The sequence below is a fragment of the Curtobacterium sp. 8I-2 genome (genome assembly GCF_902506155.1).
Classification (GTDB): Bacteria; Actinomycetota; Actinomycetes; order Actinomycetales; family Microbacteriaceae; genus Curtobacterium; species Curtobacterium poinsettiae.
The window spans coordinates 2,700,673-2,721,347 of record NZ_LR732827.1 but is presented as its reverse complement, the minus strand read 5'-3'; the positions used below and the strand labels follow the sequence as shown (position 1 = coordinate 2,721,347).

19 protein-coding genes are annotated in these 20,675 nt (G+C 71.0%); 2 read left to right on the top strand and 17 right to left on the bottom strand.

The genetic code is table 11. From position 1 onward, the window contains the following. Nucleotides 1-23: 23 nt before the first annotated feature. Nucleotides 24-563, top strand: coding sequence for an HdeD family acid-resistance protein (locus tag BOSE127_RS16560; protein WP_159558035.1), 540 nt, complete (start codon nucleotides 24-26; stop codon nucleotides 561-563). Here the strand turns inward: BOSE127_RS16560 and BOSE127_RS16555 are convergent. From BOSE127_RS16555 to pyk, 3 genes are all read right to left on the bottom strand, one after another. Continuing rightward, a complete protein-coding gene (locus BOSE127_RS16555; protein WP_081612288.1) occupies nucleotides 505-1,800 on the bottom strand; it encodes an acyltransferase family protein in 1,296 nt (431 codons plus the stop codon). The genes BOSE127_RS16560 and BOSE127_RS16555 overlap by 59 nt on opposite strands. Nucleotides 1,801-1,832: 32 nt before the next feature. Then, the gene (locus BOSE127_RS16550; RefSeq protein WP_159558033.1) at nucleotides 1,833-2,927 is read right to left on the bottom strand and encodes a VIT1/CCC1 transporter family protein; all 1,095 of its coding nucleotides are present in this window, start codon (nucleotides 2,925-2,927) and stop codon (nucleotides 1,833-1,835) included. Nucleotides 2,928-3,057: 130 nt separating this feature from the next. Then, nucleotides 3,058-4,503, bottom strand: coding sequence for a pyruvate kinase (pyk, locus tag BOSE127_RS16545; protein WP_017887208.1), 1,446 nt, complete (start codon nucleotides 4,501-4,503; stop codon nucleotides 3,058-3,060). Nucleotides 4,504-4,618: 115 nt separating this feature from the next. Here pyk and BOSE127_RS17460 point away from each other — a divergent pair, with 115 nt between their 5' ends. Beyond that, nucleotides 4,619-4,744: a hypothetical protein gene (locus BOSE127_RS17460; RefSeq protein ID WP_268892448.1), complete on the top strand. Its 126-nt coding sequence runs from the start codon at nucleotides 4,619-4,621 to the stop codon at nucleotides 4,742-4,744. A gap of 10 nt (nucleotides 4,745-4,754) precedes the next feature. Here BOSE127_RS17460 and BOSE127_RS16540 read toward each other — a convergent pair whose 3' ends face one another. From BOSE127_RS16540 to rpe, 14 genes are all read right to left on the bottom strand, one after another. Further along, nucleotides 4,755-6,212 (bottom strand): glutamate synthase subunit beta, encoded by a 1,458-nt coding sequence (locus tag BOSE127_RS16540; RefSeq protein WP_017887206.1) that lies wholly within the window; start codon nucleotides 6,210-6,212, stop codon nucleotides 4,755-4,757. A gap of 53 nt (nucleotides 6,213-6,265) precedes the next feature. Next, nucleotides 6,266-10,870 carry a glutamate synthase large subunit gene (gene gltB / locus BOSE127_RS16535; RefSeq protein WP_374101238.1) on the bottom strand — a complete coding sequence of 1,535 codons (4,605 nt, stop codon included), beginning with the start codon at nucleotides 10,868-10,870 and terminating at the stop codon, nucleotides 6,266-6,268. Between the two features lie 160 nt (nucleotides 10,871-11,030). Next, on the bottom strand, nucleotides 11,031-12,017 hold the full coding sequence (gene lgt, locus BOSE127_RS16530; RefSeq protein WP_017887204.1) for a prolipoprotein diacylglyceryl transferase: 987 nt from the start codon (nucleotides 12,015-12,017) through the stop codon (nucleotides 11,031-11,033). A 96-nt stretch (nucleotides 12,018-12,113) separates the two neighbouring features. After that, entirely contained in the window at nucleotides 12,114-12,908 is a 795-nt protein-coding gene (trpA, locus tag BOSE127_RS16525) for a tryptophan synthase subunit alpha (RefSeq protein ID WP_159558031.1), read from the bottom strand. Then, on the bottom strand, nucleotides 12,905-14,119 hold the full coding sequence (trpB, locus tag BOSE127_RS16520; protein WP_017887202.1) for a tryptophan synthase subunit beta: 1,215 nt from the start codon (nucleotides 14,117-14,119) through the stop codon (nucleotides 12,905-12,907). The genes trpA and trpB overlap by 4 nt, the downstream gene beginning before the upstream one ends. 128 nt (nucleotides 14,120-14,247) lie before the next feature. After that, the gene (gene trpC, locus BOSE127_RS16515; RefSeq protein ID WP_442873462.1) at nucleotides 14,248-15,042 is read right to left on the bottom strand and encodes an indole-3-glycerol phosphate synthase TrpC; all 795 of its coding nucleotides are present in this window, start codon (nucleotides 15,040-15,042) and stop codon (nucleotides 14,248-14,250) included. Nucleotides 15,043-15,052: 10 nt separating this feature from the next. Continuing rightward, nucleotides 15,053-15,292, bottom strand: a complete 240-nt coding sequence (locus tag BOSE127_RS16510) for an HGxxPAAW family protein (protein WP_017887200.1) — start codon at nucleotides 15,290-15,292, stop codon at nucleotides 15,053-15,055. Beyond that, the gene (locus BOSE127_RS16505) at nucleotides 15,289-15,987 is read right to left on the bottom strand and encodes a Trp biosynthesis-associated membrane protein (RefSeq protein ID WP_017887199.1); all 699 of its coding nucleotides are present in this window, start codon (nucleotides 15,985-15,987) and stop codon (nucleotides 15,289-15,291) included. Before BOSE127_RS16505 ends, BOSE127_RS16510 begins: the two co-directional genes overlap by 4 nt. Continuing rightward, nucleotides 15,984-17,528, bottom strand: a complete 1,545-nt coding sequence (locus BOSE127_RS16500; RefSeq protein WP_017887198.1) for an anthranilate synthase component I — start codon at nucleotides 17,526-17,528, stop codon at nucleotides 15,984-15,986. The genes BOSE127_RS16505 and BOSE127_RS16500 overlap by 4 nt, the downstream gene beginning before the upstream one ends. Further along, nucleotides 17,525-17,923: a phosphoribosyl-AMP cyclohydrolase gene (gene hisI, locus BOSE127_RS16495; protein ID WP_017887197.1), complete on the bottom strand. Its 399-nt coding sequence runs from the start codon at nucleotides 17,921-17,923 to the stop codon at nucleotides 17,525-17,527. Before hisI ends, BOSE127_RS16500 begins: the two co-directional genes overlap by 4 nt. A 25-nt stretch (nucleotides 17,924-17,948) precedes the next feature. Further along, nucleotides 17,949-18,719 carry an imidazole glycerol phosphate synthase subunit HisF gene (hisF, locus tag BOSE127_RS16490; RefSeq protein WP_017887196.1) on the bottom strand — a complete coding sequence of 257 codons (771 nt, stop codon included), beginning with the start codon at nucleotides 18,717-18,719 and terminating at the stop codon, nucleotides 17,949-17,951. Continuing rightward, nucleotides 18,716-19,555 (bottom strand): ATP phosphoribosyltransferase, encoded by an 840-nt coding sequence (gene hisG, locus BOSE127_RS16485; RefSeq protein WP_017887195.1) that lies wholly within the window; start codon nucleotides 19,553-19,555, stop codon nucleotides 18,716-18,718. Before hisG ends, hisF begins: the two co-directional genes overlap by 4 nt. Before the next feature lie 70 nt (nucleotides 19,556-19,625). After that, a complete protein-coding gene (locus BOSE127_RS16480) occupies nucleotides 19,626-19,889 on the bottom strand; it encodes a phosphoribosyl-ATP diphosphatase (RefSeq protein WP_031259753.1) in 264 nt (87 codons plus the stop codon). 101 nt (nucleotides 19,890-19,990) lie between these two features. Next, nucleotides 19,991-20,650, bottom strand: coding sequence for a ribulose-phosphate 3-epimerase (rpe, locus tag BOSE127_RS16475; RefSeq protein WP_017887193.1), 660 nt, complete (start codon nucleotides 20,648-20,650; stop codon nucleotides 19,991-19,993). Nucleotides 20,651-20,675: the final 25 nt, after the last annotated feature.

Genomic DNA, 20,675 nt, shown 5'->3' with positions numbered 1-20,675 from the left:
CTGGCGATCAGGGAGGAGCGCTCGTGGATTCTCGTGCCGTCAGGACGTTCCGGGTGTTCGTCGTCGTCACGGCCGTGGTCGCCATCGCCCTGGGCATCGTGGCGATCGTCTGGCCCCGTCCGTCGCTCGTGCTCGTGGCACTGCTGTTCGGTGTGTACCTCGTCGTGGCCGGTGCGCTGCGGGTCTTCGCCGCGGTGCGGGGGCACGGCACCCGCCCGGCGTGGCGGTGGACGTCCGGCATCGTCGGTGGCCTGGTCGCGGTCGCGGGGCTGGTGACCCTGCTCGACCCGGCGATCCCGCTCGTGGTCTACGCCGTGCTCGCCGGGGTGGGGTTCCTGATCGAGGGCGTCGCCGCGATCGTCGGTGGGTTCGTCGGCCATCCCGGATCGTCACGGGTGCCGACGGTCGTCAGCGGGGTGCTGTCGATCATCGGCGGGATCGTCGTGCTGATCGTCCCCGGGCTCGCACTGACCGTCTTCATGGTGTTCGCGGGCATCGCGCTCGTCATCGTCGGCGCCGCGGCCCTGCTGCTCCTGCCGCCGCGCGCCGCGCTCCGCCGCTGACCGGCACCGCGGTCGCAGCCGCCGCGTCGGTCGAGGCGACGTGCGGCGTGCCGGGGACCGCTCGACGGCCGAACAGCTCGCCGAGCAGCGCGCGCTGGTGGCTGTTCATGAACGGGCGTTCGACCAGCACCGCGAACACGACGCACACCGCGACGACCGCCGGAGCGACCACGAAGAGCATCAGACCGAACTGCACCGGTGTCGGGAGCCCGAGCGGCAGCAGGAGCAGGTTGCCGAGCGCGAGCAGCGGGCTGTGCACCAGGAACACGCTGTAGGAGACCAGCCCCGACTGCACCAGACGGCGTCCGCCCAGGAACCGCCGGACCCGGTGGGTACCGACACGTCCGGTCCGCTGCCCGTCGGCGAGCACCATGAGGAGCAGCGTGATCCCCAGGCCGGCGACGGTGCCCGTGACGGCGCTGTGGACGATGCCCGGAGCGGCGGCGACCTGCACGAAGGCCGCCGTCAGGACGACGAGGGCGACGAGGAGCACGGAGCGCTGGTGTCGGAACATCCGCTGCAGGGATCGGGGTCGCCGGCGGCGGAGGTCGTCCTCGGACCCGATCACGAGGTGGGCACCGTACATGCCGACACCGAAGATCCCGAGGAAGTGCGGCGCGGACCAGGCACCGACGCCGGTGGCGATCGACAGCACGGCGAGGGCGAACGACAGGACGATGACGACGACGGGGTGGGTCCGCCGCCAGAGCAGCAGGAGCACGGGCATCAGCAGGGTGAGTTGCATCTCGATCGGCAGGCTCCACAGCGTCCCGTTGATCGACGTGATCCACTCCGGCGACAGGTTGTGCAGCAGGAACACGTGGGTCACGATGCCCTGCAACGTCACCGGGAGCTTGTCGTCCCAGACCGTGCCGTGCGGCTCGTTCATCACCGGGACGAAGGCGATGAGCGCCAGCGCCAGCACGAGCGCCGTCAGGTACGGCGGGACGAGCCGACGGATCCGGCGCTTCGCGTAGGCCCCGTAGGTGGTGCCGAGGCGCAGGTCGTGGCGCCCCGAGACGGCGATCATCATCGTGAAGCCCGAGATCGCGATGAACGCGGGCACGCGCAGGTCACCGGCACTGAGCACCCGGTAGACGACGGGCATCGACGCCGCCACGGACCCGGCGACGCCGGTGAACTGCACCGTGTGGGCGACCACGACGAACGCGGCGAGGATCCCGCGCATCCCGTCGATGTGGGCGAGGTCCAGACGGGGCGCGCGAGCAGTCGACATGCAAACAGCATGTCACATATCGGATATGACCGCTAGGCCGAGCCGGTGCCGAACAGCAGGCCGAGCGCGTAGGTGACGATCGCCGCACCGAACCCGATGGCGAGTTGCCGGAACGCCCGCTTGCCGGGCGAGGCACCGCTCAGCACGCCGACCACGGCACCGGTGCCGAGCAGGGCGATCCCCACCAGCCCGCCGGCGACCGCGATCGCAGCCCAGCCCTGCATGCCGAACAGGAACGGCAGCACCGGGATGACCGCGCCCGAGGCGAAGAAGCAGAAGCTCGACACGGCGGCGCTCAGCCCGGTGCCGACGGCCTCGTGGTCGTCCGCGACCGGGGTCGGACCGGTCGCCGGGCGCCGCTCCCCGATGCCGGACAGCACCTGCGCCGCGTGATGGGTCGCCTCGGCCTCGGACATCCCGCGCGCGCGGTAGACCAGGGCGAGCTCGTTCGCGTCGACGTCGAGGTCCGACACCGCCCTGCCGGCTTCGGGGTGCGGCGCGGACGCCTCGAGCAGTTCCCGCTGCGACCGGACGGAGACGTACTCCCCCGCACCCATCGACAACGCGCCCGCGAGCAGGCCAGCGATGCCACTCAGCAGCACGAAGTGCCGGTCGGCCCCGGAGGCGCTGATGCCGATGATGAGCGCCAGGTTGGACACCAGGCCGTCGTTCGCGCCGAACACCGCCGCGCGGAACGTGCCGGACAGCCGCATCCGGCCGCGGTTCGCGAGCCCGCGCACGACCTCGCCGTGGATGCGTTCGTCGGCGGCCATCCGCGCGGTCGCGTCGGAGTCGTCGGCGTACGGCGAGCGGTCCTCGGCGCGCTGCATGAGCGCGAGGACGAAGACCGACCCGAACCGCTTGGCCAGCGCGGCGAGCACCCGGGTCCGGAGGCTGCCCCGCTGCGGCCGGCCGACGTCGTCGCCGAGCAGGTCGAGCCAGTGGTCGGCGTGCCGCCCCTCGGCCTCGGCCAGCGCGGCCAGGATCTCGCGCTCCTCGCCGGAACGGCGCGCGGCGAGGTTGCGGTACACAGCCGCCTCGGCACGTTCGTCGGCCAGGTAACGACGCCAGCGGCGGACGTCGGCGCGCGGCGCCGGGGTGTCGGATCGGAGGCTCACAGCGACCATCCTGCCGCCTGCGGCCGACGTCCGGTCACCACCAGGGCCGTGGAGACGCGGCAGGGCGCGGACCGGAAGCGGTCGGTGCTGCGCGCACCGTGCCTCCCGTCCGCGCCCTGGTGGCGACGGATCCGTCGGATCAGTCCCGGACGTACGCCGGGGCGGCCTCGGCGTGGGCGTCGCCCACCCGGTGCACGCGGAGGTCGTTCGTCGAGCCCTCGATGCCGGGAGGGGACCCGGCCGTCACGATGACGCGGTCGCCGGGGGCGGCCAGGCCGTTCTCGAGGAGGACGTCGTCCACCTGCGAGAAGAGCTCGTCGGTGTGGGTCTTGCGCTCCACCAGGAACGAACGGACGCCCCAGGTGAGTGCCATCCGGCGGCGCGTGGCCTCGTTCGGGGTGAAGGCGATGATCGGCAGGCCGTGGCGCAGGCGCGACATGCGTCGGGCCGAGTCGCCGGACTCGGTGAAGACGCAGAGGTACGACGCCTCGGTGAACTCGGCGATCTCGACGGCGGCGAGGGTGATCGCACCGCCGAGGGTGCGCGGCTTGGTGCCGAGCGGCGCGATGCGCTCGAGGCCGTGGTCCTCGGTGGACTCCACGATGCGGGCCATGGTGCGGACGGTCTGCACCGGGTACTCACCGACGCTCGTCTCACCGGACAGCATGACCGCGTCGGCACCGTCGAGCACGGCGTTCGCGACGTCGGAGGTCTCGGCGCGCGTGGGGATCGGCGACGAGATCATCGACTCGAGCATCTGCGTCGCGACGATGACCGGCTTCGCCATGCGGCGGGACAGCTCGACGGCGCGCTTCTGCACGATCGGGACGGCCTCGAGCGGGAGTTCGACGCCGAGGTCCCCGCGGGCGACCATGATGCTGTCGAAGGCGTCGATGATCTCCTCGAGCGCGTCGACGGCCTGGGGCTTCTCGACCTTGGCGATGACCGGCAGGCGCTTGCCCTCTTCGTCCATGATCTCGTGCGCACGCACGACGTCGCTCGCGTTGCGGACGAACGACAGCGCGATAAGGTCGGCACCCTGGCGGATCGCCCAGCGGAGGTCGGCCTCGTCCTTCTCGCTCAGCGCGGGGACGTTGACGGCGACACCGGGCAGGTTGATGCCCTTGTTGTTGGACACCGTGCCGGGGACGACGACCTCGGTGCGGACCCGCACGCCGTCGGTGTCGAGGACACGCAGGCGGACACGGCCGTCGTCGATGAGCAGCGGGTCGCCGGGCTTGACGTCCTGCGGCAGGCCCTTGAACGTCGTGCCGCAGATCTCCTTCGAGCCGGGGACGTCCTCGGTCGTGATGGTGAAGATGTCACCGACCGCCAGGTCGTGCGGGCCGTCGGCGAAGCGGGCCAGACGGATCTTCGGACCCTGCAGGTCGACGAGGATCGCGACGGGCTTGCCGAGCTCTTCGGCGGCACGACGGACGTTGACGTAGTTGGCCTCGTGGACGCTGTAGTCACCGTGGCTGAGGTTGAGGCGGGCGACGTCGACGCCCGCTTCGATGATCTCCTTGACGGTCTCGTAGTCCGACGTTGCCGGTCCGAGCGTCGAAACGATCTTTGCGCGTCTCAATGGATTCCTTCGTGGTGGTGGATGGAGCTTGGGTTTCCGCGCTGTGGGGCCGCGCGGAACGAAGCGAGGCCACCAGCACCCTACCGAGTGCTGGTGGCCTCACGCTCACGGGAGCGTGAGCATCTGGTGGAGACGGTCCGTCTTCTGGCGGCGATCCGTCGTCCGGTGGCGGTCCGACATCTGGTGGCCGTCCGACATCTGGTGGCCGTCCGACATCTGGTGGCGGTCCGACATCTCGTGATCGTCCGGCATCAGACGGAGATCGCCCGGTCGGTCGCCTTGACCGGAGCCGGCAGGATGGTGGAGCCCTCGAGGTACTCGTCCACCTGTGCGGCCGCGGCACGGCCCTCGGCGATCGCCCACACGATGAGCGACTGCCCCCGACCCGCGTCGCCCGCGACGAACACGCCGGCCTCGTTGGTCGCGTAGTCGGCACGGCGGTCGAGCGACCCGGAGCCCGTGGTCGGCAGGCCGAGCTGCGGCTCGATCGTGTCCGACTCGGGGCCCGTGAAGCCCATCGCGATGAGGACGAGGTCCGCCGGGATCTCCCGCTCGGTGCCCGCCTTCGGCACCCGTCGGCCGTCGAGGTACTCGGTCTCGGCGACCCGGAGCGCACGGACCTCACCCGCGTCGTTCGACAGGAACTCGACGGTGGAGGCGAGGAAGTGCCGCTCGCCGCCCTCTTCGTGGGCACTCGTGATCTCGAACACGGTCGGGAACATCGGCCACGGCTGGTCGGACGGACGCTCGAGCGGCGGCTGCTTGCCGATCGCCAGGTTCGTCACGCTCAGCGCGCCCTGACGGTGTGCGGTGCCGATGCAGTCCGCACCGGTGTCGCCGCCGCCGATGACGACGACGTGCTTGCCCTCGGCCGTGATCTGGTTGTCGACCGTCGTGCCCGCGTTCGCCTTGTTCTGCTGGACCAGGTAGTCCATCGCGAAGTGCACGCCCTCGAGGTCGCGCCCCGGGATCGGCAGGTCACGGGGCACGGTGGCACCGGTGGCGACCACGACCGCGTCGTAGCGGGACTTCAGGTCGTCCCAGGTGATGTCCTTGCCGATCTCGACACCGGCACGGAACCGGGTGCCCTCGGCCTGCATCTGGGCGAGGCGCGCGTCGATCTGGCGCTTCTCCATCTTGAAGTCCGGGATGCCGTAGCGGAGCAGTCCGCCGATGCGGTCGTCCCGCTCGTAGACGGCGACCGTGTGCCCGGCACGCGTGAGCTGCTGCGCGGCGGCGAGCCCGGCGGGGCCGGAGCCCACCACGGCGACGGTCTTGCCGGTCAGGCGCTCCGGCGGGTGCGGCGTGACCCACCCGTTCTGGAACGCCTGGTCGATGATCGAGACCTCGACCTGCTTGATGGTCACCGGCGGCTGGTTGATGCCGAGCACGCAGGACGACTCGCACGGGGCCGGGCAGAGCCGCCCCGTGAACTCCGGGAAGTTGTTCGTCTCGTGCAGGCGTTCGATCGCCTGACGGCCCTCACCGCGCCAGGTCAGGTCGTTCCACTCCGGGATGAGGTTGCCGAGCGGGCAGCCCTGGTGGCAGAACGGCACGCCGCAGTCCATGCACCGGCCGGCCTGGCGCTTCAGGACACCGGACTCCTGCTGCTCGTAGACCTCTTTCCAGTCCATGAGCCGCACGGGCACGGGGCGCCGGGGCGGGAGTTCGCGTTCCTGGACCTTCAGGAATCCCTTGGGGTCAGCCACCGGTCACCTCCAGGGTTGTGATGGGCTCTGTCGATTCCGGACGTGCGTGACGCTCAGCCACCGGTCACCTCCATGATCCGATTCCAAACGATGTCACCGTCGGGGTCGAGCCCCTCGTCGACGGCCTGTCTGCGCGTCTCGAGCACCGCCGCGTAGTCGCGCGGCAGCACCTTGACGAAGTCGCTCAGGTCCCCGGACGCCAGCAGGTCGGACGCGAGCGTCGACCCGGTCTCGTCGGCGTGCCGGGTGAGCAGGTCGGTGACGATCTCGACGTCGGCACTGTCGAGCGCCTCGAGCCGGAGCTCGCCGGTCGCCAGGGCGTCGGTGTTCACGTGCTCCCGGCGCAGGCCCCGGACGTACGCCGTGCCACCCGACATACCGGCACCGAGGTTCCGGCCGGTCTCGCCCAGGATGAGCGCGAGTCCACCCGTCATGTACTCGAGCGCGTGGTCGCCCACACCCTCGACGACCGCCGTGGCACCGGAGTTGCGCACCAGGAACCGCTCGCCCACGATGCCGCGGATGAACATGCTGCCCTGGGTGGCGCCGTACCCGATGACGTTGCCGGCGATGACGTTCTCGGCCGGGTCGAAGCCCGAACCGGCGTCGGGGCGGACGACGATCTGGCCGCCGGACAGGCCCTTGCCGACGTAGTCGTTGCTGTCGCCGATCAGGCGCAGCGTGATGCCCGCCGGCAGGAACGCGCCGAGCGACTGCCCGGCCGAACCGCGCAGCGTGACGTCGATCGAACCGTTGGGCAGCCCGTGTTCCCCGTGTCGCAGGGTCACCTGGTGGCCGAGCATGGTGCCGACGGCGCGCTCGGTGTTCCGGATGGGCAGGTCGAGCGCGATCGACCCGCCGTGGTCGAGCACGTCAGCGGTCTGCTGGATGAGCTGCACGTCGAAGTGCTGGTCCAGCTCGTGGTCCTGCTCGCGGTGGTGGCGGCGCGGCTCCGCGTCGTCGAAGTGCGGTCCCTTGAGCACCGGCGCGAGGTCGAGGCCCGACGCCTTCCAGTGCTCCACGGCGCGGTCCACGTCGAGCGCGTCGGTCTGCCCGATCGCCTCGTCGAGGCTGCGGAAGCCGAGCTCCGCGAGGAGCTCGCGGACCTCTTGTGCGATGAACTCGAAGAAGTTGACGACGAACTCCGGCTTGCCGGAGAAGCGCTTGCGGAGCTCGGGATTCTGCGTGGCGACGCCCACAGGGCAGGTGTCCAGGTGGCAGACGCGCATCAGGATGCACCCCTCGACCACGAGCGGAGCGGTCGCGAAGCCGTACTCCTCTGCTCCGAGCAACGCGGCCACGACGACGTCGCGCCCCGTCTTCATCTGCCCGTCCACCTGCACGACGACCCGGTCGCGCATGCCGTTCAGCATGAGCGTCTGCTGGGTCTCGGCCAGGCCGATCTCCCACGGAGTGCCGGCGTGCTTGAGCGAGTTCAGCGGGCTGGCGCCGGTGCCACCGTCGTGGCCGGACACGAGCACGACGTCGGCCAGGGCCTTCGTCACACCGGCCGCGACGGCACCGATGCCGGACTGGCTGACGAGCTTCACGTGGACGCGGGCGGCCGGGTTGGCCCGCTTCACGTCGAAGATCAGCTGCTTGAGGTCCTCGATGGAGTAGATGTCGTGGTGCGGCGGCGGCGAGATCAGGCCGACGCCCGCGGTGGCGTGCCGGGTGCGGGCCACCCACGGGTAAACCTTGGCCGGGGGCAGCTGACCACCCTCGCCGGGCTTCGCACCCTGCGCCATCTTGAGCTGGATGTCGGTGGCGTGCGTCAGGTACATGCTCGTCACGCCGAAGCGTCCGGAGGCGACCTGCTTGATGGCGCTGCGGCGCTCGGGGTCGAGCAAGCGGTCGACGTCCTCGCCGCCCTCGCCCGTGTTCGAGCGGCCGCCGAGACGGTTCATCGCGATGGCGAGGGTCTCGTGGGCTTCCTTCGAGATGGACCCGTAGGACATCGCGCCCGTGTTGAAGCGCTTGACGATCGACTCGATCGACTCGACCTCGTCGAGCGCGATGGGCTTGCGCGCACCCTGCTTGAAGCGGAACAGCCCGCGGAGCGTCATCAGCTGCTCGGACTGGTCGTCCACGGCGCTCGAGTACTCGCGGAAGATGTCGTACCGGCGGGCACGGGTCGCGTGCTGCAGGCGGAACACCGTGTCCGGGTTGAACAGGTGCGGCGGACCCTGACGGCGCCACTGGTACTCGCCCCCGATCTGCAGCCGCTCGTGCGACAGCACCGCGCCGTCCTGCGGGTACGCCTGGGCGTGCCGCTCGGCGTTCTCCTTGGCGATGACGTCGATGTCGACGCCGCCCAGGATCGACGAGGTGCCCGTGAAGTACTTGTCGACGAACTCCTGGCTGAGCCCGACGGCCTCGAAGGCCTGCGCACCGGCGTAGCTGGACACCGTGGAGATGCCCATCTTCGACATGATCTTCAGCACGCCCTTGCCGAGCGCCTTGATGACGTTCTTGACCGCCTGCTCGGGGGTGATGCCGGGGATCATGCCCGCGCGGACCAGGTTCTCGCAGGTCTCCATCGCCAGGTACGGGTTGATCGCCGACGCGCCGTACCCGATCAGGGTCGCCACGTGGTGGACCTCGCGCACATCGCCGGCCTCGACGATGAGCCCGACCTTCATGCGCTGCTCGGTGCGGATCAGGTGGTGGTGCACCGCCGCGAGGAGCAGCAGGCTCGGCACCGGTGCCTGCTCGGCGTTGCCGTCGCGGTCGGACAGCACGATGAACTGCTTGCCGGACTCGATCGCGGCGTCGACCTCGTCGCACACGGCGGCGATGCGCTTCTGCATCGCCTTCTTGCCGGCGTCGACGCGGTACAGCCCCTTGATCGTGACGGTCAGGTGGCGACCCGACTCGGTCTCGAAGTGCTGGACCTTGGCGAGCTGGTCGTTGTCGATCACGGGGAAGTCAAGCGTGATCTGCTTCGCGTGCTCCGGACCGGCGGAGAGCAGGTTGCGCTCCGGACCGAGACCCATCCCCATCGAGGTGATGACCTGCTCGCGGATCGAGTCGAGCGGCGGGTTGGTCACCTGGGCGAACTGCTGCGTGAAGTAGTCGAAGAGCAGTCGCGGACGCTCCGACAGCACCGCGATCGGGGTGTCCGACCCCATCGCACCGAGCGGTTCGGCACCCGCCGCGGCCATCGGACGGAGCAGGATGCGGACTTCTTCTTCGGTGTAGCCGAACGCCCGCTGACGGCGGGTGACCGAGGCCGGGGTGTGCACGATGTGCTCGCGCTCCGGCAGGTCGTTCAGGTTGATGCGGCCGGCTTCGAGCCAGTCGGCCCACGGACCCGAGGCGGCGAGCTCGCGCTTGACCTCGTCGTCCTCGATGATGCGGCCGGCCTCGGTGTCCACCAGGAACATCCGGCCCGGGCGCAGGCGGCCCTTGCGCACGACCTTGGCGGCCGGCACGTCGATGACCCCGGTCTCGGAGCCCATCACGATGAGCCCGTCGTCGGTGACGAGGAACCGGCCGGGGCGCAGGCCGTTGCGGTCGAGGGTGGCGCCGACGAGCGACCCGTCGGTGAAGGTGATCGCGGCGGGGCCGTCCCACGGCTCCATGAGCATCGAGTGGTACTCGTAGAACGCCCGGAGGTCCGGGTCCATCCCGACCTGGTTCTCCCACGCCTCTGGAACCATCATCGACACGGCGTGCGGCAGCGTCCGACCGGTCAGGGTCAGCAGCTCGAGGACCTCGTCGAACGAGGCCGAGTCACTCGCCCCCGGGCTGACGATGGGGAGCAGCGGGGCCATGTCGCCCAGCAGTTCGCTCTCGAGCTGCGACTGGCGCGCCCGCATCCAGTTGCGGTTGCCGCGCACCGTGTTGATCTCACCGTTGTGGGCGATGGTCCGGAACGGCTGGGCGAGCGGCCACGACGGGAACGTGTTGGTGGAGTAGCGCGAGTGCACGATCGCGAGCTTCGACGTGAAGCGCTCGTCGCTCAGGTCCGGGTAGAACGGCTCGAGCTGGAGCGTCGTGACCATGCCCTTGTAGACCATGGTGCGGCTCGACAGCGACATGAAGTACAGGTCGTTGTCGTGCTCGGCGCGCTTCCGGAGCCGGAACGCCTGCCGGTCGAGGGCGATGCCGCTCCACGATGCCCCGTGCACGTCGTGCCGGATCGAGGCGACGAACAGCTGCTCGAACGCCGGCATCGCGGCGCGGGCGAGCGTGCCGAGGACCTCCGGACGCACCGGGACCTCGCGCCACCCCAGGACCTTCAGGCCCTCTTCGCGGGCGAGTCGTTCGACGGCGCCCTTCACCGCGTGCCGGGCGTCGTCGTCCAGCGGCAGGTAGGCGGTCCCGACGGCGTACTCCCCCGCTGCCGGCAGCTCGAACGGTACGACGTCCCGCAGGAACTCGTCCGGCACCTGGCACAGGATGCCGGCGCCGTCACCGGTGCCCGCGTCGGATCCCACAGCACCGCGGTGCTCGAGGTTCCGGAGCGCACCGAGCGCCGCGTCGACGATGTCGTGCCCCGGCGTGCCGCGCAGGGTCGCGACCATCGCCAGTCCGCAGGCGTCCTTCTCGTTCGCCGGGTCGTACATGCCCGTGGCGTCCGGGATCGCGGAGAAGCGGCGGTGCGGCGGCACGAGGCTCGTCGGTGCCGAGGGCTGGGTTGGCTGGAGCGCCATGGGGAACCGTCCTCACGAGGAAGTGGAACAGGGACAGCGGTGGCCCGGTGGTGCGTTCCGCCCGAGCGGGCGGGACTGGTGCCCGTGCCCGCCGTCAGTGGTCGTTGCCCTGGCGGCCGGCGAGGTTGCTGGGCCCCGCTTGTGGCGGAGACCGTCTGGTTCAGCGGGTGGTCGTGACCGGTTCGTCACTCGTGACGCCGTCTGCTGCGTCGTCGTCGTGCTCCGAGAAGGTGTCTTCGGAGTCTACATCGGAGGTCGGACGAGGCCCGCGACCCGGCAGGTAGGGGCTCGGCTCCTTGCCGGTGTGCCGTCGGCTCTGCACCACGAAGATCAGGATGCCGATGACGACCGCGGCGAGGGCCATCCACACGTTCGTGCGGACGCCGAAGAAGGTCTCGCTCGTGTCGACGCGGATGGACTCGAGCACCGAGCGGCCCGCGCCGTACCAGATCAGGTACAGGCCGAGGACCTTGCCCCACTGCAGCGTGAACTTGCGTGCCAGGAACAGGATGACGACCACGCCGAGGACGTTCCAGATGATCTCGTACAGGAACGTCGGGTGGAACAGCGTGCCCTCGGGCAGGCCCTTCGGGAACGCGGCGTTGCTGGAGTCGATCTCGAGCCCCCAGGGCAGGCTCGTCGGCATGCCGAAGAGCTCCTGGTTGAAGTAGTTGCCCAGGCGTCCGAAGGCCTGGGCGAGCAGGACGCCCGGCACGACGGCGTCGATGAACGACGTGAACCGGAGACCGACCTGGCGGCACCCGATCCAGGCGCCGACCGACCCGAGGATCAGCGCGCCGAAGATGGCCAGCCCGCCCTCCCAGATGTACAGGAACGACAGCGGGTCGATGCCGGGGCCGAAGTAGTCGGACACGTGGGTGAACACGTGGAAGAGCCGTCCGCCGATGATGCCGGCGGGCACGGCCCAGATGGCGATGTCGATGATGATCCATCGCTCGACGCCCCGGGCGTTGAGCCGACGGTTCGCGAGGACGACCGCGGCGACGATCCCGACCAGGATGCAGATCGCGTACGCGTGGATGCGGAAGTCGAGGGGCAGCGACCAGCCGAACGCGTCGCGGAGCCAGGCGGTCAGGTCGAAGTACTGCCAGGCGGTGCTCGGGCTCGGGATGCTCAGGAGGGGCATGGAGGTGCTGTCGCCTTTCGGAACTGACGGGGCGCGGTCGACGTGGCGTCGGCCTCGCTCACTGTAGCGCGGGTCGCGGGCCCGACAGGAACTGGACTAGCGGCGGCGGGCGCCGGTGGCGAGGTCGGCGGCCCGGTCGGCCACACCCTGCACACCGAGGTCGGCCAGGGCCCGGACGAACGCGGACCCGACGATCGCACCGTCGGCGTACTCGAGCACCTCGCCGACCTGCTCCGCCGTCGAGATCCCGAGGCCGACACAGGTTCGCTCGACCCCGGCGTCACGCAGGCGCGACACCACGGTGCGTGCGGCGACGTCGACCCCGACCCGGGCGCCGGTCACACCCATCGTCGAGACGGCGTAGACGAAGCCACGACTGGACTCCACCGCCTGACGCATGCGCTCGTCCGACGAGGACGGCGCGGCGAGGAAGACCCGGTCGAGGCCGGTGCGCTCGGACGCCTCGGTCCACGCGGTGGCCTCGTCGGGGATGAGGTCGGGCGTGATGAGACCGGCGGCCCCCACTGCGAGGAGGTCGTCGGCGAAGCGGTCCACGCCGTAGCGCAGCACCGGGTTCCAGTAGGTCATGACGAGCACCGGCACGTCGGCCCGCTCGGTGATCTGCTGCACGGCGTCGAAGACCTGTGCGACCCGGAAGCCGTTCGCCAGGCTCTCCTCGGCTGCGCGCTGGATGACGGGGCCGTCCATGACCGGGTCGGAGTACGGCAGGCCGAACTCGATGACGTCCACGCCGTTCTCGGCGAGGGCGACGGCTGCGTCGACGCTGGTCTGCAGGTTCGGGTACCCGGCGGGCAGGTACCCGACCACGGCTCCGGCGCGCTCGGCGTTGGCGGCGTCGATCGTCTGGGCGACGGTCTTGTTCGTGGTCACAGCTGCACCGCGTTCTCGTCGAGGATGCCGAAGTAGCGACTGGCGGACGCGACGTCCTTGTCACCGCGGCCGGACAGGTTCACGAGCACGACGCCCTCGGGCCCGAGCTCCTTGCCGAGCTTGATGGCACCGGCCAGGGCGTGCGACGACTCGATCGCCGGGATGATGCCCTCGGTCTGGCTCATCAGGCGGAACGCCTCCATGGCCTCGGTGTCGGTGATCGGCTGGTACTTCGCGCGGCCGATCGACGCCAGGTACGCGTGCTCCGGGCCGACGCTCGGGTAGTCGAGCCCAGCGGAGATGCTGTGGCTCTCGATGGTCTGGCCGTCTTCGTCCTGCATCAGGTAGGACTTCGCTCCCTGCAGCACGCCTTCGCGACCGAGCGTGATGCTCGCCGCGTGCCGACCGGTCTCGACGCCGTCACCACCGGCCTCGAAGCCGTGCAGCGCGACGGACTCGTCGTCGAGGAACGCCTCGAAGATGCCCATCGCGTTCGAGCCGCCGCCGACGCACGCCGCGACGGCGTCCGGCAGCCGACCGATGCGGTCGAGGACCTGCTGGCGCGCTTCCTCGCCGATGACCTTGTGGAACTCGCGCACCATCTCGGGGAACGGGTGCGGACCGGCGACGGTACCGAGCAGGTAGTGCGTCGACTCGACGTTGGCGACCCAGTCGCGCAGGGCGTCGTTGATGGCGTCCTTGAGGGTGCGCGAACCGGTCTCGACCGGGATCACCTCGGCGCCGAGCAGGCGCATCCGCGCGACGTTGAGCGCCTGGCGCTCGGTGTCGACGGCGCCCATGTAGACGACGCACTCCATGCCGAACAGGGCTGCGGCGGTCGCGGTGGCGACACCGTGCTGCCCGGCCCCGGTCTCGGCGATCAGGCGGGTCTTGCCGAGGCGGCGGGCGACGAGGGCCTGGCCGAGGACGTTGTTGATCTTGTGCGAGCCGGTGTGGTTCAGGTCCTCGCGCTTCAGGATGATCCGGGCGCCACCGGCGTGCTTCGCGAACCGCGGCACCTCGGTGATGATCGACGGACGCCCGGTGTAGTCACGGTGCAGCGCGTCGAGTTCCGCACGGAACGCCGGGTCCGCCCAGGCCTGACGGAAGGCGGCCTCGAGCTCGTCGAGCGCGAGGACGAGGGACTCGGGGACGAAGCGTCCGCCGAAGTCGCCGAAGTAGGGGCCGTGCAGGTCGCGGAGTGAGGTCACGATGTGTCTCCCGGGACGAGTCCGACGCGGCCGGTCGGCCGCGTCGGACGGGTGGAACGTGCGGCCGCGGTCGGCGGCCTCGATGCGTGGAGCGGACCGGGCCGCGGTTCGGCGGCCTGGTGAGCCGGTCAGGCCTGGTCGGCGGCGTCGATGAACGACGCGAGGGTCGCGGCGGGGTCGCTCCCCGTCACGAGCGCCTCGCCGACCAGCACGACGTCGGCGCCCGCTGCACGGTAGTGGGCGACGTCGGCGGGACCGGAGACCGCGGACTCGGCGACGCGCACGACCCCGTCGGGGATGCGGTCGGCGAGCGACCCGAACAGGTCGCGGTCGAGCGAGAAGTCGGTGAGGTCGCGGGCGTTCACGCCGAGGATGCGGGCACCGGCGTCCAGGCCACGCGTGACCTCGTCACCGGAGTGCGCCTCGACCAGGACGCGCATGCCGAGTTCTTCGGCGAGCGTGTGCAGCTCGACCAGCCGGGCCTGCTCGAGCGCCGCCACGATGAGCAGCACGACGTCGGCACCCGACGCCCGGGCCTCGATGACCTGGTACGGGTCGGCGATGAAGTCCTTGCGGAGCACGGGGACCCCGACACGGGCCTTCACGGCTTCGAGGTCGGCGAGGCTGCCGAGGAACTTGCGCCCCTCGGTCAGGACGCTGATCGTCGACGCGCCACCACGTTCGTAGTCGGCGGCGAGGCCTGCGGGGTCGGCGATCGCGGCCATCGCCCCGCGGGACGGGCTGGCGCGCTTCACCTCGGCGATGATCTTCACCCGGTCGCCCGGGCTCAGGAACGCGAGGGCGTCGAGGGGCGACGCCACCCGGTCGAGGTCGCGTTCGACGTCCGCGTACGGGCGATCGACACGACGGGCTGCGGCGTCCTCGAGGGCGCCGGTGACGAGGGTCTCGAGCACGTTCGGCATCGGCAGACCCCTACTCGCCGTGGTGCTTGGGGACGAACTTCGGACCGTCGACGCCGTAGCCGGCCTTCTTCATCACGCCACCGACGATGAGGCCGATGAGGACGACGCCAGCGGAGGCCCAGACGCCCCACGGCTGGTCGAACCAGAAGAACAGCGTGCCTGCCGCGAATCCGATCAGCATGATCACGACGGCGGTCCAGGCGGCCGGCGAGTGGCCTTCGCCGAGTTCTGCGGGCTCAGTGTTGCTCACGGTGCTCCTCGTTCTGCTCCGGCGTCGTCGGTCGAGCGACGCCCTGTCGATCCTACCGTGTCGTCACTCGGCGCCCCCGCGCCCGCGCCGTCCACGGTGGTGGGGTCCACGCCCGCGCTCAGGTCGTCCCAGTCGACGACCGCATCGCGCTCGACGGGTGCCGCGGCCCGCGCCGCGGCGGCGGCTCCGGCGGTCGCGGCTCCGTACTTCCGGCTCGGTCCGGGCCAGGCGCGCTGGACCACGATGACGACGACGCCCAGCAGCACGGCGAGCACGCCGCCCGCGATGCCGACTGCGGGCCACGGGCTCACGCTGACGCTCGACACGACGCTCCGGACGGCGCCGAGGTCGCTCACCCCGGCGACCTCGCCCACGGCGCCGCGTGCAGCGGCGATCGGGTCGGCGGCCGCGGTGATGCCGCTGACGACCACGCCGAGGCCGAGCAGGATCTCCACGGCGGCGAGCACGATGCGCAGCACCCGTCCGGCGATGGTCATCGCGAGGAACAGCGCGAGGCTCGCGATCGCCAGCGCGGTGAACTGCGGCACGACCGCTGCGCCGTCGGCGGCGACCGTCGACGTGACTGCCGCTCCCGCGTGCAGGCGGACGGTGAACCAGGTCTGGGTCCACGCGAGCATGATGATGCCGGCGACCAGGAGTCCGGCGACGACGACGATCGGGCGCGACCGCTTCACGAGCGGACCTCGCGCATCCGGTTCGCCGTCGCGACGGCACGCAACGGGGCCGCGGCCTTGTTGACCGCCTCGACGTGCTCGGTCTCCGGATCGGAGTCGGCCACGAGGCCGGCCCCGGCCTGCACGCGGGCGACGCCGTCCTTGATCAGGGCGGTGCGGATCGCGATCGCCAGGTCGGCGTCCCCGGCGAAGTCGAAGTAGCCCACGACACCGGCGTACGCACCACGCTTGGCGGGCTCGAGCTCGTCGATGATCTGGAGCGCTCGGGGCTTCGGCGCGCCCGAGAGCGTGCCTGCCGGGAACGTCGCCCGGAACACGTCGATGGCCGAGGCCTCGGGACGGATGCGGCCCTCGACGCTCGACACCAGGTGCATGATGTGGCTGAACCGCTCGACCGTCATGAACTCGGTGACGGCGACCGTGCCCGGCTCGCACACCTTCTGCAGGTCGTTGCGGGACAGGTCGACGAGCATCAGGTGCTCCGCGCGCTCCTTCGGGTCGCCGAGCAGGTCCTCGCCGAGGCGGACGTCCTCTTCGGGCGTGGCACCACGCGGGCGGGACCCGGCGATCGGGTGGGTGACGGCGTGGTCGCCCTGCACCTTCACCAGCGCCTCGGGCGAGGCGCCGACGATCCAGAACCGCTCGTCGGCGGTGTCCGCCAGCGCCAGGAAGTACATGTACGGGCTCGGGTTCAGGGTCCGGAGCACGCGGTAGACGTCGAGCGGGTCGGCCGTCACCTCGTGGTCGAACCGCTGCGAGATGACGACCTGGAACACGTCGCCGTCGCGGATGAAGTCCTTCGACCGCTCGACGGCGGCCATGTAGTCGGCCGGACTCGTCCGGTGCGTCGGGGTCGGCTCCGCGATCTCGAACGCCTCGGCGACGGTCGCGACGCTCGGCTGCACCAGGTCGCCCTGCATGCGGTCGAGGCGCTGCTGCGCGTCCGCCCACAGGGCATCGGCGTCGTCCGTGCCGTCGTTCAGCACGCTCGCGACGAGCAGCACGAGCCCGGTGCGGTGGTCGAGGGCGGCGAGCTCGGAGACGAACGACAGCGCCTGTCCGGGGACGTCGAAGTCGGACGGCGGCACGTTCGGCAGGTGTTCGAGCTGCCGGACGGCCTCCCACCCGATGAAGCCCACGGTGCCGCCGACGAGCGGCGGCGAGCCGGGCACACGGGGCGTGGCCCAGCGCTCGTGCAGCCGCGCGAGGACGTCCAGTGGGGCACCGTCGAGGGACCCGACGGCCCGCTCGGCGTCGATGCCGGTGTCGATCCACGCCGCGCGGTCGCCGTCCTGCGTCAGGACGCCGAAGCTCCGCACCCCGACGAACGACCAGCGCGACCACAGGCCGCCCTGGCCGGCGGACTCGAGCAGGAACGACCCGGGGCGGCCGTCGGCGAGCTTGCGGTACACGCCGACCGGCGTCTCGCTGTCGCCGTACAGGGCGCGGACGACCGGGATGACACGGTGGTCGTCGACCAGACCGTCGAACTCCGGCCGGGAGGTCGTGTGCGGGTTCTCGGAGATCGTCGCGGCGGTCATCGGGTCGCCTCCACGGCTGCGTCGGCCGGGGCGGACATGGTCACGGGCGCGAGCGGGTCGACGTCGAAGCACCGGTGCGCACCGGTGTGGCACGCCGCCCCGACCTGGTGCACCGTCACGAGGAGCGTGTCGTCGTCGCAGTCCAGCGCGGCCCCGCGGACGTACTGCGCGTGTCCCGACGTGTCGCCCTTCCGCCAGTACTCGTTCCGCGACCGCGACCAGAAGGTCACACGGCCTTCGGTGAGGGTGCGGCGGAGGGCTTCCCGGTCCATGTAGCCGAGCATGAGGACGTCCTTCGACGATTCCTCCTGCACGATGGCGGGGAGCAGGCCGTCCGCACCGAAGTGTGCGCGGTCGAGGACCGCCTCGGTGTCGGTACTGGTGCTGTCGGTCATGAGACTCCTAGCCTACGGCGGCGGATCAGCGGACGGCGTGACCGGTCGCGCGGAGCGCGGCCTTGACGTCCCCCACGGTCATCTCGCCACGGTGGAAGACGCTGGCGGCGAGGACCGCGTCCGCACCCGCGTCGACGGCCGGGGCGAAGTGCTCGACGCGACCCGCGCCTCCTGAGGCGATCACCGGGACGGACGAGACCGCGCGCACCGCGGCCACGAGTTCGAGGTCGAACCCGTTCTTCGTGCCGTCGGCGTCGATCGAGTTGACGAGCAGCTCCCCCGCACCGCGTTCGACGGCTTCGCGTGCCCAGGCGATCGCGTCGAGGTCGGACTCGGTCCGCCCCCCGTGGGTGGTGACCACGAAGCCCGAGGGCATCCGGTCCGACCGCTTGACGTCGAGCGAGAGCACGACGGCCTGCGCGCCGAACCGGTCGGCGATCTCGCCGACGAGTTCGTGGCGGGCGATGGCCGCGCTGTTCACGCCGATCTTGTCCGCACCGCACTGCTGCAGCCGCGACACGTCGTCGACGCTGCGCACCCCACCACCGACGGTGAGCGGGATGAAGACCTGTTCGGCCGTCCGGGTCACGGTGTCGTACATCGTCGCCCGGTTCTCGACCGTGGCGCCGACGTCGAGGAAGGTCAGCTCGTCGGCACCCTGCTCGTAGTACCGCGCCGCGAGCTCGACGGGGTCACCGGCGTCCTGCAGGTCGAGGAAGTTGACACCCTTGACGACTCGGCCGCCCTTGACGTCGAGGCACGGGATGACCCGCACCGACACGCCGCCGGTGGTCACAGGCGTGCGGCGTGGATCGGGCTGACGAGGATCGCCCGGGCGCCGAGGTCGTAGAGCGCGTCCATGATGAGGTTCGCGTCGTCGCGCGGGATCATCACGCGGACCGCCGCCCACTCGCGGTCGTGCAGCGGCGACACCGTGGGCGACTCGATGCCGGACGCCACCGCCGTCGCCTGCTCGAGCAGTGCCGTGGGGACGTCGTAGTCGAGCATCACGTAGCCGCGGGCGACGAGCACGCCCTGCAGCCGCCGACGCAGCACGTCGATGCCGGCGATGGTCTCGTCGGTGGAGACGAGCACCGCGGTCGACTCGAGGATCACCGGGCCGAAGATCTCGAGGCCCGCCTGTCGGAGCGTGCTGCCCGTCGACACGACGTCGGCGACGGCGTCGGCGACCCCGAGCCGCACGGCGCTCTCGACGGCGCCGTCGAGCTTCACGAGCGTCGAGGTGACCCCGTGCTCGGCGAGGAACGCTCCGACGAGGCCGGGGTAGCTCGTGGCCACGCGGACGCCGTCGAGGTCCTGCAGCGAGGCGAACCGTCCGGGCGTGCCGGCGAACCGGAAGGTGGAGTCGGCGAAGCCGAGCGCGTCGACCTCGTGCGCCTCGGAGCCGGAGTCGAGCAGCAGGTCACGGCCGGTGATGCCGACGTCGAGTGCGCCGGACCCCACGTACGTGGCGATGTCCCGCGGGCGGAGGAAGAAGAACTCGACGCCGTTGCGCTCGTCGAGCAGGTGCAGCGCCTTCGGGTCACGGCGACCGGCGTACCCGGCCTCACGCAGCATGTCGGACGCGGTCTCGGACAGGGAGCCCTTGTTGGGCACGGCGATGCGGAGCATCAGGGGTCTGCTTTCTGGTCGGGGTCGTGGCGGATCGAGGTCGGTGCGCGGGCTGGTGCCCGAGCGCGTCCTACAGATGTCGCCAGACGTCCGCCGGGGTGAGCCCCTTGGCGACCATGAGGACCTGGAGGTGGTAGACCAGCTGCGAGATCTCCTCCGAGGTGCGCTCGTCGCCCTCGTACTCGGCCGCCATCCAGACCTCGGCGGCTTCCTCGACGATCTTCTTGCCGATCTGGTGCACGCCGGCGTCGAGTTCGGCGACGGTGCCGGAGCCCTCGGGGCGCGTGCGCGCCTTCTCGGTGAGCTCCTGGAACAGGTCGTCGAACGTCTTCACGGGGTCCAGGCTACCGGTCTCCGCTGACGCTGCCGACGCACCGTCCGGACGGGAGGCGGTGGTCGCCTCGGCGACGCCGGCACCGTCCGGCGCTCCCACGGTCACGAGCGTGCCCGGGCGGCGGCCTCGCGCAGGTCGGTGATGCGCGCGGCGGGCTCGCCGCCGAAGACCGCCGACCCCGCGACGAGCGTGTCGGCACCGCTCCGCACGGCCTCGGGCACGGTGTCCACCGAGATGCCCCCGTCCACCTCGAGCCAGACGTCGAGCCCCGAGGCGTCGACCGCCGCGCGCGCGTCAGCGAGCTTCGGCATCACGGACGGCATGAACGACTGGCCGCCGAACCCGGGCTCGACCGTCATCAGCAGGATCATGTCGTAGGCGTCGAGGTGGTGCAGCACCTGGGTGATCGGGGTGCCGGGCTTCACGGCGACGGCCGCGCGGGCACCGTTCGACCGGATCGCCGCGGCGGTCGCCACCGGGTCCTCGGCGGCCTCGAAGTGGAACGTGACGCTCGACGCACCGGTCTCGGCGTACTTCGGCGCGTTGCGGTCGGCGTCCGTGACCATGAGGTGCACGTCGAGCGGCACCGGCGACACCTGCTGCAGGCGCTCGACGATCGGCAGCCCGAGCGTCAGGTTCGGCACGAAGTGGTTGTCCATCACGTCGACGTGCACCAGGTCGGCGGTCTCGATGCGGTGGAGTTCACGCTCGAGGTTCGCGAAGTCGGCGGACAGGATGCTCGGCGAGATGCGGATCGTCACCGGGCAAGCCTACCGGCGTGCCGCG